Source organism: Streptomyces sp. NPDC025651 (genome assembly GCF_055558735.1).
The window spans coordinates 179443-193761 of record NZ_JBVHLZ010000005.1 but is presented as its reverse complement, the minus strand read 5'-3'; the positions used below and the strand labels follow the sequence as shown (position 1 = coordinate 193761).

12 protein-coding genes and 2 tRNA genes are annotated in these 14319 nt (G+C 69.7%); 7 read left to right on the top strand and 7 right to left on the bottom strand.

The annotated features are described in order from the left end of the window. The first annotated feature begins 136 nt into the window (after positions 1–136). Together hisN and ACZ4D5_RS20235 are read left to right on the top strand one after the other, a co-directional pair. A complete protein-coding gene (gene hisN / locus ACZ4D5_RS20240; RefSeq protein ID WP_467773744.1) occupies positions 137–937 on the top strand; it encodes a histidinol-phosphatase in 801 nt (266 codons plus the stop codon). A 210-nt stretch (positions 938–1147) separates the two neighbouring features. Next, positions 1148–1555 (top strand): CBS domain-containing protein, encoded by a 408-nt coding sequence (locus tag ACZ4D5_RS20235; RefSeq protein WP_467773743.1) that lies wholly within the window; start codon positions 1148–1150, stop codon positions 1553–1555. Between the two features lie 65 nt (positions 1556–1620). On the opposite strand, the gene ACZ4D5_RS20230 is transcribed toward ACZ4D5_RS20235, so the two are convergent. Then, positions 1621–3090, bottom strand: a complete 1470-nt coding sequence (locus tag ACZ4D5_RS20230) for a catalase (RefSeq protein ID WP_467774038.1) — start codon at positions 3088–3090, stop codon at positions 1621–1623. A gap of 127 nt (positions 3091–3217) precedes the next feature. Between ACZ4D5_RS20230 and ACZ4D5_RS20225 the strand changes: the two genes are divergently transcribed. From ACZ4D5_RS20225 to ACZ4D5_RS20210, 4 genes are all read left to right on the top strand, one after another. Then, positions 3218–3634: a Fur family transcriptional regulator gene (locus ACZ4D5_RS20225; RefSeq protein WP_467773742.1), complete on the top strand. Its 417-nt coding sequence runs from the start codon at positions 3218–3220 to the stop codon at positions 3632–3634. Between the two features lie 212 nt (positions 3635–3846). Next, complete coding sequence (locus ACZ4D5_RS20220; protein WP_467773741.1) at positions 3847–4632, top strand: ABC transporter ATP-binding protein; 786 nt, start codon at positions 3847–3849, stop codon at positions 4630–4632. After that, positions 4629–5510, top strand: a complete 882-nt coding sequence (locus ACZ4D5_RS20215; protein ID WP_467773740.1) for an ABC transporter permease — start codon at positions 4629–4631, stop codon at positions 5508–5510. Before ACZ4D5_RS20220 ends, ACZ4D5_RS20215 begins: the two co-directional genes overlap by 4 nt. 56 nt (positions 5511–5566) lie before the next feature. After that, positions 5567–6700, top strand: a complete 1134-nt coding sequence (locus ACZ4D5_RS20210) for an ABC transporter substrate-binding protein (protein ID WP_467773739.1) — start codon at positions 5567–5569, stop codon at positions 6698–6700. 44 nt (positions 6701–6744) lie between these two features. Here ACZ4D5_RS20210 and ACZ4D5_RS20205 read toward each other — a convergent pair. From ACZ4D5_RS20205 to ACZ4D5_RS20190, 4 genes are all read right to left on the bottom strand, one after another. After that, positions 6745–6818, bottom strand: a tRNA-Met gene (locus ACZ4D5_RS20205). A gap of 207 nt (positions 6819–7025) precedes the next feature. Beyond that, positions 7026–8849, bottom strand: a complete 1824-nt coding sequence (locus ACZ4D5_RS20200; RefSeq protein WP_467773738.1) for a tetratricopeptide repeat protein — start codon at positions 8847–8849, stop codon at positions 7026–7028. A 226-nt stretch (positions 8850–9075) separates the two neighbouring features. After that, positions 9076–9149 (bottom strand) — tRNA-Met (locus tag ACZ4D5_RS20195). A gap of 51 nt (positions 9150–9200) precedes the next feature. After that, entirely contained in the window at positions 9201–12125 is a 2925-nt protein-coding gene (locus ACZ4D5_RS20190) for a UPF0182 family membrane protein (protein ID WP_467774037.1), read from the bottom strand. 148 nt (positions 12126–12273) lie between these two features. Here ACZ4D5_RS20190 and ACZ4D5_RS20185 point away from each other — a divergent pair, with 148 nt between their 5' ends. Further along, the gene (locus ACZ4D5_RS20185) at positions 12274–12813 is read left to right on the top strand and encodes a PPA1309 family protein (RefSeq protein WP_467773737.1); all 540 of its coding nucleotides are present in this window, start codon (positions 12274–12276) and stop codon (positions 12811–12813) included. A gap of 80 nt (positions 12814–12893) precedes the next feature. Here the strand turns inward: ACZ4D5_RS20185 and ACZ4D5_RS20180 are convergent, their stop codons facing one another. Next, the gene (locus ACZ4D5_RS20180) at positions 12894–13985 is read right to left on the bottom strand and encodes a YlbL family protein (protein ID WP_467773736.1); all 1092 of its coding nucleotides are present in this window, start codon (positions 13983–13985) and stop codon (positions 12894–12896) included. Positions 13986–14067: 82 nt separating this feature from the next. Next, entirely contained in the window at positions 14068–14274 is a 207-nt protein-coding gene (locus ACZ4D5_RS20175) for a hypothetical protein (protein WP_467773735.1), read from the bottom strand. Between the last annotated feature and the right edge of the window lie 45 nt (positions 14275–14319).

Sequence of the window (14319 nt, the reverse complement as noted above, 5' to 3'; positions counted from 1 at the left end):
TCCCCGGGGCCGAAGCGGCTCCGGTGCCAGAGTTGACGCGCTCGGCGGCACTGTCAAGGGGTCCCGCGAGAGCACGGTCGATGCCTCGCACATGGGTGCTGTGGCCCGGCCACTTCGAGATCGATACTGTTCACTCATGCCCGACTACCACGATGATCTGCGTCTCGCCCATGTCCTCGCGGACGCCGCCGACGCCCAGACCATGGACCGGTTCAAGGCGCTCGACCTGAAGGTCGAGACCAAGCCGGACATGACGCCGGTGAGCGAGGCCGACAAGGCGGCCGAGGAGCTGATCCGCTCCCAGCTGCAGCGCGCGAGGCCCCGCGACGCGATCCTCGGCGAGGAGTACGGCATCGAGGGGACGGGCCCGCGCCGATGGGTGGTCGACCCGATCGACGGCACCAAGAACTACGTACGCGGTGTCCCTGTCTGGGCCACGCTGATCTCCCTGATGGAGGCGGGCGAGGGCGGCTACCAGCCGGTGGTCGGCGTCGTCTCCGCGCCCGCGCTCGGCCGCCGCTGGTGGGCGGCGAAGGGCGGCGGCGCGTACACCGGACGCAGCCTCACCTCGGCGAGCCGGCTGCAGGTCTCCAAGGTCTCGCGGCTCGCGGACGCGTCCTTCGCGTACTCGTCGTTGAGCGGCTGGGAGGAGCAGGGCCGCCTCGACGGCTTCATGGACCTCACACGCTCGGTCTGGCGCACCCGCGGTTACGGCGACTTCTGGCCGTACATGATGGTGGCCGAGGGCTCGGTCGACATCTGCGCGGAGCCGGAGCTCTCGCTCTGGGACATGGCGGCGAACGCGATCGTGGTGACGGAGGCGGGCGGCAGCTTCACCGGCCTCGACGGCAGGCCGGGCCCGCACAGCGGCAACGCGGCGGCGTCGAACGGCCTGCTCCACGACGAGCTGCTCGGCTACCTCAACCAGCGCTACTGAGCGCGCGCCGAGAGGCGCGCCCGCCGATGTACGCCACGCGCGCGTACGCCCTGAACTGACCGCGCGCGCCCCCTTGTTGGCACCCTGCATGGCTGCGACTCTGAGAGTCCCCCCACTTGTGAACTTGTGAATCCTTTCTCCAGCAGGTAGCGGAGGCAATCCTTCGCCCACCGGGAGACCTCGGCTTCACCAAGGAGGTGGCTCACGCCCATGCTCGTCCGCGACGCCATGAGCACGGTGGTCCTCACCATCGGCCCCGCCCACACACTCCGCCAGGCCGCCCGGCTGATGTCGGCCCGCCGCGTCGGCGCGGCCGTCGTCCTCGACCCCGACACCTGTGGACTCGGCATCCTCACCGAGCGCGACATCCTCGTCTCCCTGGGACTCGGCCAGAACCCCGACCTGGAGACCGCGGGGACCCACACCACCACCGACGTCGTCTTCGCGACCCCCGCCTGGACCCTGGAGGACGCCGCGGACGCCATGTCGCACGGCGGCTTCCGTCACCTGGTCGTCATGGACGGCAACGAACCGGCCGGGATCGTCTCGGTCCGCGACATCATCCGCTGCTGGGCGCCGGTGCGGCGCGCGGCCACCACCGCCACGATGGCGGGCTGACACACGGCGGCGGGCCGGCCCCGCGAGGGGACCGGCCCGCCGCACTCAACGACAAGGGGTACTGGTCAGCCGCGCAGGGCCTGGACCGCGGCCTCCAGCCGCTTGCCGAAGTCACCGTCCGCCTTGCGGAAGTTGTCGATCGCGCGCTCGGCGATGTCGTCGCGCGAGACGCCCGCGATGCTGCCCGCCAGGTTCTCGATCAGACGCGCCTTCTCGTCCTCGGACATCAGCCGGTAGAGGTCGCCCGCCTGCACGAAGTCGTCGTCCTCGGCGTGCGAGGGCGTCGCGTGGTTGCCCGTGCCGCCGGAGACGGCGGTGGTCACCCAGAGCGGACGGTCCGTCTGGTGCGGGCCGCCGAAGGAGTTGGGCTCGTAGTTCTTCGCGCCCTTGTGGCGGCCGTCGTACAGGAAGCCGTCACGGCCGTGCGAACGCGCCTCGGTGGCGTGCGGGCGGTTCACCGGCAGGTGGTCGGCGTTGATGCCGACGCGGTAGCGGTGGGCGTCGCCGTACGCGAAGAGGCGGCCCTGGAGCATCTTGTCCGGGGAGGGGCCGATGCCCGGCACGAAGTGGGCGGGGCTGAAGATCGCCTGCTCCACCTCGGCGAAGATGTTCTCCGGGTTGCGGTTGAGCTCCAGCTTGCCGATCTCGATCGGCGGGTAGTCCGCGTGCGGCCACACCTTGGTGAGGTCGAACGGGTTGAAGCGGTAGTTCGCCGCGTCGGCCGCCGGCATGATCTGCACCTGCACGGTCCAGGTCGGGAAGTCCCCGCGCTCGATGGCCTCGCGCAGGTCGCGCTGGTGCGAGTCGGGGTCCTTGCCCGCGAGCACCTCGGCCTCGGCGGCGGTGAGGTTCTTGATCCCCTGGTCGGTCTTGAAGTGGTACTTGACCCAGAAGACCTCGCCCGCCTCGTTGTTCCACTGGAACGTGTGCGAGCCGAACCCGTCCATGTGCCGGTACGACGCCGGGATGCCGCGGTCACCGAAGAGCCAGGTCACCTGGTGGGTGGCCTCCGGGCTCAGGCCCCAGAAGTCCCACACGTTGTCGGCCTCCTGCGAGCCCGTGTACGGGTCGCGCTTCTGCGTGTGGATGAAGTCCGGGAACTTGATGGCGTCCCTGATGAAGAAGACCGGGGTGTTGTTGCCGACGAGGTCGTAGTTCCCCTCCTCCGTGTAGAACTTCAGCGAGAAGCCGCGCGGGTCGCGCACCGCGTCGGCCGCGCCGAGGTTTCCGGCCACGGTGGAGAAGCGCAGGAACGTCTCGGTCTGCTTGCCGACCTCGGAGAGGAACTTCGCGCGCGTCCACTGCGAGACGTCCCGGGTCAGGGTGAAGGTGCCGTACGCGCCCGCACCACGCGCGTGCACGATGCGCTCCGGGATGCGCTCGCGGTTGAAGTGCGCGAGCTTCTCGAGGAGCAGCTGGTCCTGGATGAGCATCGGCCCGCCGACGCCCGCCGTCTCGCTGTTCTGGTTGTCGGCGACCGGCGCGCCGGCCTCCGTGGTGAGCGGTCCCTGCGTCACGTGCGCCTCCTGCGTCATTTCCTGCAAGTCCTGTCCCTTGGCGTTTGCCGTACTCGATCCTACGATGGACTTTGTCTAAGTCAAGTAAACATCTAAAGTCACACCCGGTCGGGACTTAGGTCCCTCGCCTGTTAGGCTGGTCTTTATGAGTGACCTGTTGGAACGACTGCGCGGACGCGGCTGGCGCATGACCGCACAGCGCCGCGTGGTGGCCGAGGTCCTCGACGGGGACCACGTCCACCTCACGGCCGACGAGGTGCACGCGCGCGCCGTGGACAAGCTGCCCGAGATCTCCCGGGCGACCGTCTACAACACCCTGGGCGAGCTGGTCTCCCTCGGCGAGATCCTCGAAGTCTCGACGGACCGCCGCGCGAAGCGGTACGACCCGAACGCCCACCGCCCCCACCACCACCTGGTCTGCGCCCAGTGCGGCGCCATCCGAGACGTCCACCCCACGGGCAACCCCCTGACCAGCCTCCCCGACTCGGAACGCTTCGGCTTCACGGTCGAGGCAGTGGAGGTCACGTACCGGGGCACCTGCCCGAACTGCGCCGCGACGTAAGCCTTTTACGTACGCACCTGAAGGCCCCCGGCACACCAGCAGCCGGGGGCTTTGCGGTTTCCGGGCGACAGCCCGCTCGCTCTGCGGGCAGGCGTTCCGCACGGCGAGTGGGGCCTCCCCCGCTTGAGCGAGGTCACACCCCTTCCAAGACCTGACGGTGCGTCATATTCTCGGCGACGCCAGAATCCACCTGCCCTCCGCAAGGAGACCCCGTGGAAGATCCGCACCCCACCCGCCCCAAGATCCAAGCCCACGCAGTGAAAAGAACCTTCGGCCGGGGAGCCGGGGCGGTCCACGCCCTGGGCCCCGTGGACCTGACCGTCGCCCCCGGCGAATTCACCTGCATCGTCGGCCCCTCGGGCTGCGGAAAATCAACCTTCCTCCGCATAGCCGCAGGCCTCCTCCGCCCGAGCAGGGGCGAGTTGACGATCCGCACCGCGGCCACGCGCCCCGCCGCGATGATCTTCCAGGACTACGGCATCTACGACTGGAAGACCGTCCGGGCCAACGTCAGATTCGGCCTGGACATCCAGAAGGTCCCCCGCCGCGAGGCGAACACCAGGGCCACGGACTGGCTCACCCGCATGGGCCTCGCGGACTTCGCCGACGCCTACCCCGCCACCCTCTCCGGCGGCATGCGCCAACGCGTCGCCATCGCCCGCGCGCTGGCCGTCGAGCCCGAGATCCTCCTGATGGACGAGCCCTTCGCGGCCCTCGACGCCCAGCTCCGCACGATCCTGCAGGACGAACTCCTCGCCCTCACCCAGACGACCCGCACCACGACCCTCTTCATCACGCACAGCCTCGAAGAGGCGATCGTCCTCGGCGACCGCGTCCTGGTGATGTCGGCACGGCCGGGCCGCATCATCGCCGAACGCCGCCCCCCGTTCCCCCGCCCCCGCACCGGCGAGGTCCGCGACACCCCCGAATTCACCGCGCTGAAGAGCGAGTTGTGGGACCTGCTGCGCGGCGAGGTCGGCACGGAGGCGGCGGCATGAGCACAGTCACGGACAAGAGCCGTACCCCCGCAGAGCACGGGGAAGACCTCCTGATCAGAAGCCCGGGACCCCAGGAACTCCACCCCACCCGCACCCACCGCAGGCGCCGCGCCCTGGAACTCTCGCTGGCCATGGGCGTACCGGCCGCCCTGATCCTGCTGTGGCAGCTCGCGGCGGTGAGCGGCTGGATCGACGACCGCGTCTACCCCGCGCCCCAGACCATCATCGAGGACGGCTGGCAGCGCGCGGCGGACGGCGACCTGTGGCCGGATGTGCGAGCCACGCTCCAGCGCGTCCTCGCCGGGTACGCGATCGGCACCGTCGCCGGGTACGCGCTCGGCCTGCTGATGGGATCGCTCTCTTTCGTACGAGCGGCACTTGAGCCCACGCTCGACGCGCTGTACGTCGTCCCGAAGCTGGCGCTCCTGCCCGTCTTCCTCAACATGTTCGGCCTCGGCGAGGGCCCGCAGATCGCGCTCGTCGCCACCACGGTCTTCTTCTTCGTCTGGATCTCGACGATGGCGGCGGTCCTCGCCGTCCCGTCCGGACACCGCGACGCGGGCCGGGTCTTCGGCGCGTCGCCCTGGCAGATGTTCCGCCACGTGCTGCTGCCCGCCTCGCTCCCCGCCGTCCTGGTGGGCGCGCGGATCGCGGCCGGGGTCGCGGTCCTGGTGATCGTCGCCTCCGAGCAGATCGCGGCGGCGGACGGCCTCGGCCATCTCATCTTCGACTCGCGCGCGCTCTTCCAGAACGACGTGATGTTCGTCGGCATCGTCTGCGTCGCCGTGCTCGGCGTCGTCTTCTCCGAACTGGTGCGGATCGCGGGCCGGTTGCTCACTCCCTGGGCCCCGCGCGACCGCGGCCGAAGCCAGTCATGACATCGAATCCCGTACGTACGGCGCGATCCGTACGCGGAAGAGTGCTCGGAGGCACCATGCGCACCCGCACCACCGCACTCACGCTGCTCGTCGCGGGCACGCTGCTCGCGGCTTCGGGCTGCGCGAAGGAGGACGACAAGCCTCCACCCGCCCCCGCGAAACCCCGCGCCGTCACCGCGGTCTCCGGTTGCGGCAAGGGCAGTTGGACCGATCCCGCCGACCTGTCCCCCGACCGCGAGCCGGCCCGCTGCGCCCCGAACACCCCCGCCCCCGAGCCGCTCCCCGACAAGCGCCGCCTGACGATCGCGACCGGCACCCTGAGCGCCGAGTACGTCGCGCCGCTCCAGATGGCGGTGGACAAGGGCGAGTTCGCGAAGGAGGGTCTGGACGTCCAGCTGAAGGTCCTCCCCACCCCCGAGGCCCTGCCCCTCCTGGCCAAGGGCGACGTCGACGCCCAGTGGGCGGCCCCCGAGGCCGCCGTGATGAACGGCATCACCAGCGGCTTCGACATCAAGTGGACGGCCGGCAACTTCTCCCCCGACCCCAGGTCCAAGAGCGGCCTGTGGGTGAAGCTGCGCGAGAACGAGACCGCGGCCCACGTCCCCATGGCGGGCCGCAAACTCGGCACGATGATCGGCAAGGGGTCCGTCATCGCGTACCCCATGAACAAGGCACTGAAGAAGCACGGCGGCGGCCTCGACGAGATCCAGTTCCAGCAGCTGGGCTCGGCGGACGTCCTCACCGCCCTGCAGAACGGCGGCACCGACTCGGCCTGGCTGCTCGACCCGGTCTGGCGCAAGGTCGACGGCGACAAGCGGTACGCGTTCCTCGGCGGCCAGCCACGGGCCGAACCGCTGGGCGGCCTGCTCTTCGGCCCGAACCTCCTGCGGAAGGACCCGGACGCGGGCGTGGCGCTGCTGCGGGCGTACATCAGGACGGTGAACACGTACTTCGCGGGCGACTACAAGGCCGACAAGGCCTTCGCGAGAGACCTCGCCAGGCTGCTCAAGACGGACGAGGAGGTGCTGCTCTCCACCCCGTCCCTCCGCATGGACTGGGAGATCCGCGCGGGCACGACGGACCGCCTGCAGGACGCGTACCGCGCGGCGGGCGTCACGAAGGGCGACCAGGTCCCGGAGAGCAGGGCGGTGGACCGCGAGCTGTACGAGGAAGCGGTGGGCCACAAATGAATCGAGGGCCGGAAGCCAATCGGCTTCCGGCCCTCGACCGTCAGTAGCGGGGACAGGATTTGAACCTGCGACCTCTGGGTTATGAGCCCAGCGAGCTACCGAGCTGCTCCACCCCGCGTCGGTGAACCCAACACTACGTCAACGCCACGACCAGCGCAAATCCGTTCCGGCGAGCTGGCCGCACCGTCTGGGGGCAGGCGTTCCGCACGGCGAGTGGGGTCTCCCCTGCTCGAGCGAAACCGAGAGCTTGGGGAAGGGTGGTCACAGACCACCCACGACCTGCACCCGCCCGACGACCACAAGAACCCCCCAGCGGAGGCGTGCCTCACGCAGACAGTTCCTGCTGCAACGCTTCGCGAAGCCTCGCCGCCCGCTCGGAAACCTCCGCAGGCCCAAGATCAACCGCCCGCGAAGCCCACCGCTGCCCCTGAGCCAGCTGCCCGCGCCGAGCGTAGAGCAGCGCAAGCCGCAGCGCCGCCCGCCCGTGCCCCGCATCGGCCGCCCGCGTCCACCACAGCGCGGCCTCCGGCTCGCTCCCCTCCCGCGCGAGCAGCAGCCCGAGATTGAACGCGCCGTTCCGGCTCCCGGCCTCCGCGGCCTGGCGGTACCACCGCGCGGCCTCGACGACGTCGCCCCGCCCGGCGGCCAGCATGCCGACCCGGACCTGGGCCCGCCGATGCCCCTGCTCGGCGGCCCGCTCGTACCACTCCTCGCACTCCGTCTTCTCCGCGGCGGGCTCACCGAGCACCGGCGGCCCCGCCGACGGGCGCCGCGCGTCGAGCACGGTCCCGAGCCGGTACGCCGCCTCCGCGCTGCCGCCCCCCGCCGCGCACCGCAGATACCGCTCGGCCGCCTGGTCGTCGCCCTCGCGCAGCCGCGCCGTGCCGACCTGGAGCGCGGCGTCGGTGTGCCCGGCGGCGGCCGCGCGCTCGTACCACCGCAGGGCGGCGGCCTCGTCGTCCCGGCTTGCGTACAGGATCCCGAGGTTGAACGCGGCGTCCACGCTGCCCGCCTCCGCGGCCTTGGAGAACCACGGCTCGGCCCCGGCCGCGTCGCCGCCCTGGAGCAGCAGCACGGCGAGCGCGTTCGCCGCCTCGCGGTGTCCGGCGTACGCGGCACGGCGGTACCACTGGTCGGCCTGCGCGGTGCGGTCCTGCTCGGCGCAGAGCAGCCCGAGGTTGTACGCGCCGTTCACGTCGCCCGCGTCCATCGCGGCGCGGTACCAGCGCTCGGCGGTCTGGGTCTCGCCGCGCTCGGCGTGCAGGGCGCCCAGCGCGTTCGCGGCGTTCCCGTCGCCGTCCTGGGCGGCCTTGAGCCACCACGCGGCGGCGCTCTCCTCGTCGCCCGCGTCGCGCAGCAGGAAGCCAAGGGCGCAGGCGGCCCTGGCCTCGCCGTCCTTGGCGGAGTTGAGGTACCAGCGGCCCGCCTCCTTCAGCTCGCCGCGGCGCTCCAGGATCGCGCCGAGGTGCAGCGCGGCCCGCCGGTGCCCGCGCGCGGCCGCCTGGCGGTACCACTGCTCGGCCTCGTCGGCGGGGGAACGCGTCCCCTCGTCCTCGCCGGGTGCGGGGCGCGCGGGGCGCTCGCCGCGCTCCGTGGTCGCCCGCCGGTCGAGCGCGCGCGCCAGGCGGTAGGCGGCCTCGCGGTGGCCGCGCTCTGCGGCGGTGCGCATCCAGCGCTCGGCGCCGACGTCACCGCGGTGCTCCAGGAGGTCGGCGAGTGCGTACGCCCCCAGGGTGTGCCCCTGCTCGGCGGACTGCCGCAGCCAGTACTCGGCGGCGGGCTCGTCGCCGCGCTCGCGGTGGTGGCGCCCGAGGGCGTGCGCGGCCGCGGCGGAACCGGCGACGGCGGCGACCCGCCACCAGCCGGCCGCCTCGTCCGCGTACCCGCGCTGGTGGAGGAGGACGCCCAGGTTGTTGGCCGCGGCGCGGTCGCCCTCGGCGGTCGCCGCGCGCAGCAGGGATTCGGCCCCGTCGAGATCACCGCGGCGCAGCAGGAGGCTGCCGAGCACACTCATCGCGTCCACGTCGCCGGCCTCGGCGGCCAGCCGGTGGCGCATCTCCTCGGCGGCCGCCCCGGGATCCTCCCGGTCGGCCGGCTGCACAAACCGCCCTGTCTCCAACAGAGTTGCCTTGTCCCCCATAACGTCCATCGTCGCACCACCTGCAACCTGGGTACATCTGGTATACCGCAGCCAGTGAGGTCACTTCAGCGTTTTGTCGACATGCCCACAGAGAGATAAGTGAAACACAGATCCCCCAACTCTCCCCCGACCGCGCACCGTTCGCATCGGTTGGCATAGGACACCCGCACACGACGTGAACCATCACGCACGACGAAGGCCCGGATCCGTAAGGATCCGGGCCTTCACCTTGCAGTAGCGGGGACAGGATTTGAACCTGCGACCTCTGGGTTATGAGCCCAGCGAGCTACCGAGCTGCTCCACCCCGCGCCGTTGTGACGAAACCGTACCACGGCGCGGGGTGGCCGCTTGACCACTCGGTCAGCTGCCCTGGTCCCCCTGCTTCTCCTTGTCGGCGTTCTTGTCGCCGCCCTTGTCGTCCTTCTCGGCGGCCTTGTTCGAGGCCTCCTCGGCCTTCTCCAGCGCCTTCTGGAGGCGTTCCTGCGCCTCGCCGTACGCCTTCCAGTCGCCGTCCTTCATGGCCTTCTCGCCGTCCTCGAACGCCTTCTGGGCGTCGTCGAGCGCGGCCTGGACCGTCGGGTCGTTCGTCTTCGGCGGCTTGGTCGGCTCGTCGCCGCCCGGATCCTCGTCCGGCGGCTCGGTAGCGCCGTCGGCCCCGAAGACCTGGTTGAGGCCCTCGCTCAGGGTGTCCGCGAAGGCGGTCTCCGTGCCGTACGACACCGCGACCTTCTTCAGCAGCGGATACGCCGACTTGCGTCCCTGTACGTAGACGGGTTCGACGTACAGGAAGCCGTCGTCCAGTGGCACGGTCAGCAGATTGCCGTAGAGGACGTCGGAGTCGGCGCCCTTCATGTCCCGGACGAAGTTGCCGACCTCCGTCATGGAGTTCAGCTTGTTCTGCACCTGCTCCGGGCCGTCGACGTCGCCGCTCACTCTCAGGAGCTGCATCTTGCCGTAGTTCTTGCTTCTGGCATCGGCGTCGACCGACATGAAGGCCCTCAGGTTGGGCCGCTCACTGGGGGTGAACGTCGTCGTCAGCGAGAACTGCTGCTGCGTCTGGCCCGGCGACTTCATGGACAGGTAGTACGGCGGGACCGCGCTGTCGTCCTTCTTCGTCGGGTCGTTCGGCACCTGCCAGGCGTCACTCGCGTTGTAGAACTGGCCGGCGTCCGTGACGTGGTACTTCGTGAGCAGTTCGCGCTGCACCTTGAACATGTCCTGCGGGTAGCGCAGGTGGTCCATCAGCTTCGGCGGGATGTCGCTCTTGTCCTTGACCGTGCCCGGGAACGCCTTCTTCCAGGTCTTCAGGACCGGGTCCTTGTCGTCCCAGGTGTAGAGCTTGACGTCACCGGTGTACGCGTCGACGGTCGCCTTCACCGAGTTGCGGATGTAGTTGACCTGGTTCTGCTGGGCGATCACCGTGCGCTGGCTGTCGGCCTGCGACAGCGAGTCGGCCGTGGTGTCGCCGAGCGTGGTCCGCGAGGCGTAGGGATAGCCGTTGGACGTCGTGTAGGCGTCCACCACCCACTGGATGCGGCCGTCGACCACCGTCGGGTAGACGTCGCCGTCGATCGTCAGCCAGGGGGCCACCGCCTCGACGCGCTCCTTGGGGGTGCGGTTGTAGAGGATCCGCGAGCCCTCGCCGATGGCGCCCGAGTACAGGATCTGCGGCTCCCCGAAGGAGACCGCGTACGCGGCGCGGTTGATCGGGTTGGAGAGGTTGACCCCGCTGTCGCCCTTGTAGCTGTAGGTCTTCTGGCCGCCGCCGGACTCCTCGTAGTCGAGCTCCTTCTGGGGCCCGCCCACGATCGAGTACTGGGTCGTCTTCTCGCCGTAGTAGATCCGCTGCTCGTACTCACCGAGGTCGCCGGTGGTGGGCAGGCCGGACTCGGTGAACGCCGGGGCGCCCTTGGAGCCCTTCTTGGTCTCCGTGCCCTTGGCCGCGACCATGCCGTAGCCGTGGGTGTAGGCGAAGTGGTCGTTGATCCAGTTGCGCTTGTCGAGCTTGTTCACGTCGATCTCGCGCAGGCCGACGATGGTGTCCTGGCCGTTGTAGCGGTCCACGTCCAGCGTCTTCGGGAACTGGTAGTAACTGCGCTCCTGCTCCAGCTGCTGGAACGTGGGCGAGACGATGTTCGGGTCGTTCAGCCGGTAGTTGGCCGCCGTGTCCGCGTCCTCGCGCTTCTTCTTCGGGTCCTCGTCGACCTTGCCGGCGCCCTTGTAGGCCTCGGCCTTCACATCGCTGATGCCGTACGCGTCGCGGGTGGCCTCGATGTTCTTCTCGATGTACGGCGCTTCCTTGGCCTGCTCGTTCGGCTGGACCTGGAACTTCTGGACGATCGCGGGGTAGAGCCCGCCGATGAGGATCGCCGAGAGCACCATCAGGCCGAAGCCGATGACCGGCAGCTGCCAGGTGCGCCGCCACAGCGTCGCGAAGAAGAGGACGGCGCAGATGACGGCGATGCAGAACAGGATCGTCTTCGCCGGAAGGTAGGCGTTCGCGTCGACGTACTTCAGGCCGGTCCAGTTGTCCGTCGCCTTGAAGTCACTGGACTTCACCGCGAGGCCGTACCGGTCGAGCCAGTACGCGATGGCCTTGAGCGACACGAAGACACCGAGCAGCACCGAGAGGTGGCCGGTGGCCGCGGCGGTCGCGCGCGCGCCCGGGCTGGTGATCCGCAGCCCGCCGTACAGGTAGTGCGTCAGGGCGGCGGCGACCAGGGAGAGCACCGTGGCCGCGAAGCCGAAGCCGAGCAGGAAGCGGTACCAGGGCAGGTCGAACGCGAAGAAGGACACGTCCAAGTGGAACTGGGGGTCCTTCTGGCCGAAGGACACGCCGTTGATCCACATCAGCCACGTACGCCACTGTCCCGCGGCGGAGGCGCCCGCGATCAGTCCCACCAGGGCGGTGATCCCGATCAGCAGCCACTTCTTGTACGGGGCGATGCCCATGCGGTACCGGTCGAGGCTCTGCTGCTCCATCGACATGGCGCTCAGCGGCGGGCGCAGCCGGTGCGCCAGCCAGATGTTCACGCCGACCGCGGCCGCCATCAGGAGGCCGAAGACGAAGAACAGGCCGATCTTGGTCCACAGGGTGGTCGTGAAGACCGATGAGTAATGGACCGAGCGGTACCACAGCCAGTCCGTCCAGAACCCGGAGAACATGACGAAGGCCATGGCCAGGACGGCCAGCACCCCCAGTGTCATGAGCAGGGTCCGGACGCGCCGGGAGGGTCGGCCCACTCTGATCCGTGGCCCCGTCGGGCCTCCGCCGCGGTCCGGCATCTGGAAAGCCAAGGTGCGCACCTCGAAGTTCGCTGTTGATTCGCTGTTGGTCCGTCAGGCCCCCGAGATCGCGGACCCACACCTATGCAACTTACCTACGCTTTACTCGGTTCCCGTTTCTCGGGACGAACGAGGCAGGATTGTGACCATGTCCAACACTCCCATGGCAGCGAGTCCCCTCACCCGGGCCGTGCTCGAGATCGACGAGTACGCATCCGGCCTCGGCTGGGACCGGCCCGCCCGCCTCTTCGCGCTGGTCGACACGGCGCGACTGCGTACCCAAGAACCCGGCCTCGCCTCCCAGCTCGGCCTCGACGACGGCGTGGAGCACGCCGGCCTCACCCCCATCGAGCAGGAGGAGATCCCCGCGGACAAGCCGCTGGACGAGTTCCTCGGCACCATCGCCTGGCCGGACGCGGTGGCGGGCTGCGCCCTCACCGTGGAGCGTCTGATGCTGCCGCCGTCCGCGGAGACGTCCGTCCCCGAGGGCCTGAACGACGCGCAGCTCGCGAAGTGGGTGGCCAAGCACCCGGACCGCCAGGAGGTCCGCATGACGGTCGCGGTGCTCCGTGACGGTGCGCGCGAGTCGGCACTGCGGCTGCGTGAGAAGGACTCGCCGACCGAGGTCCTCACCGGTTCGGACCTGGTGCCCGGCCTCGCCGACGCGCTGGCGGCGACGTTCGCCTAGCGGTTCGCCGGGTCCGTTCTTCCTTTCGTACGCGGGTGGGGTCCTCCTCACCCGCGTACGTCCGTCCGTGGGGTCGTCCGTCAGCTCGCCGTGCACTTCGGCAGGTCGTCGGTGTCGCCCTTGCGGATCTTCGCCAGGGACTTCACGGCGTCGTCGATGGTGTTCACCTTCACGAGCGTGAGCCCGTCGGGGACGTCGCTCGCGGCGGCCGCGCAGTTGGCCTTCGGCGTGAGGAAGTACTCGGCGCCCTTCTCGCGCGCGCCGACGGTCTTCATCTCGATGCCGCCGATCGGGCCGACCTTGCCGTCGTCGGTGATGGTGCCGGTGCCGGCGATGAACTTGCCGCCGGTGAGGTCCTCCGGGGTCAGCTTGTCGACGATGCCGAGCGCGAACATCAGACCGGCGCTGGGCCCGCCCACGTCGGCCAGCTTGATGTCGATCGTGAACGGGAAGGTGTGGTCCGTTCCGGCCTGGATGCCGACGATCGCGCGGTCCTTGTCGTCCTCCGCCGCCTTCGTCCTGATCTTGATGTCCTCGGTCGCGGTCGCTTCCTTGCCCGCCTTCTCGGCGGCGGCCGCCTCCTTGACCGGGACGACCGTGAACGTGACCGTCTCGCCGGGCTTGTGCCGGGTGACGAGCTTCGCGACGTCGGTCATCTCCTTGACGGGCGTCCCGTCGACCTCCTTGATGACGTCGCCCGCGTGCAGCTTGCCCTCGGCCGGGTCGCCCTTGATGACGGTGGAGACGATGACCTGGGACTTCACCGGGAGGTCAAGCTCCCTGAGCGCCGCGACCTTGGCGGCCTCCTGGGACTGGCTGAACTCCTCGGCGTTCTCCTGGGTGGACTGCTGCTCGGTCTTGCCGTCCGGGTAGAGCGTGTCGTGCGGCACCACGATGTTGTCGTGGGCCAGCCAGCCGTACACGGCCTCCGCGAGGTTCATGTTGTAGTCGGCGCTGGTGACCCTGACCGTCGTCATGTTGAGGTTGCCGGTCGTGGGATAGGTCTTGTGCCCGGAGATCTGCAGCACGGGCTCGCCGTCGTGGTCGCCGAGGGTGTTCACCGTGGGTCCGGGCGACATCTCCGAGTACGGCACTTTGATGAGCACGCCGGCACAGAGCAGCGCGATCAGGATCAAGGTGGAGGCGAGCATCGTCCCGGTACGGCGTGGCATGGAACGACAGTACGGGACCAGCCTGTGAACGCACCTGTGGGGCCGGTCCGTACGGGGAACCCCCGACCGTCCTACGGGGAACTCACGTACCGGAGTGCGACTTCTCCATCGCCTTCTCCAGCGTCACGGAGTGGGACTTCTCCATCGCCTCGCGGAACGCGGCGTACCCGTTGAGCTCCGAGACGTCGCCCGTCCTGCCCGACTTGCGGTTGCGGGCGGCCCAGCTGCCCCACAGACCCGCCCCGACGGCAGTCAGCAGCGGAATCAGCAACCAGGCAAGTGATGCCATGTCGACCTCCCGACCCCATGAGCCACCGCAACTGACTGATCAGCA

Bases quoted from the DNA above. Each gene is read 5' to 3' on its own strand.
- ACZ4D5_RS20235 (WP_467773743.1), top strand. From the start codon at position 1,148: ATGCTCGTCCGCGACGCCATGAGCACGGTGGTCCTCACCATCGGCCCC.
- ACZ4D5_RS20175 (WP_467773735.1), bottom strand. From the start codon at position 14,274: ATGGCATCACTTGCCTGGTTGCTGATTCCGCTGCTGACTGCCGTCGGG.
- ACZ4D5_RS20230 (WP_467774038.1), bottom strand. From the start codon at position 3,090: ATGACGCAGGAGGCGCACGTGACGCAGGGACCGCTCACCACGGAGGCC.
- ACZ4D5_RS20200 (WP_467773738.1), bottom strand. From the start codon at position 8,849: ATGGACGTTATGGGGGACAAGGCAACTCTGTTGGAGACAGGGCGGTTT.
- ACZ4D5_RS20225 (WP_467773742.1), top strand. From the start codon at position 3,218: ATGAGTGACCTGTTGGAACGACTGCGCGGACGCGGCTGGCGCATGACC.
- ACZ4D5_RS20210 (WP_467773739.1), top strand. From the start codon at position 5,567: ATGCGCACCCGCACCACCGCACTCACGCTGCTCGTCGCGGGCACGCTG.
- ACZ4D5_RS20180 (WP_467773736.1), bottom strand. From the start codon at position 13,985: ATGCCACGCCGTACCGGGACGATGCTCGCCTCCACCTTGATCCTGATC.
- ACZ4D5_RS20185 (WP_467773737.1), top strand. From the start codon at position 12,274: ATGTCCAACACTCCCATGGCAGCGAGTCCCCTCACCCGGGCCGTGCTC.
- ACZ4D5_RS20215 (WP_467773740.1), top strand. From the start codon at position 4,629: ATGAGCACAGTCACGGACAAGAGCCGTACCCCCGCAGAGCACGGGGAA.
- hisN (WP_467773744.1), top strand. From the start codon at position 137: ATGCCCGACTACCACGATGATCTGCGTCTCGCCCATGTCCTCGCGGAC.
- ACZ4D5_RS20190 (WP_467774037.1), bottom strand. From the start codon at position 12,125: ATGCCGGACCGCGGCGGAGGCCCGACGGGGCCACGGATCAGAGTGGGC.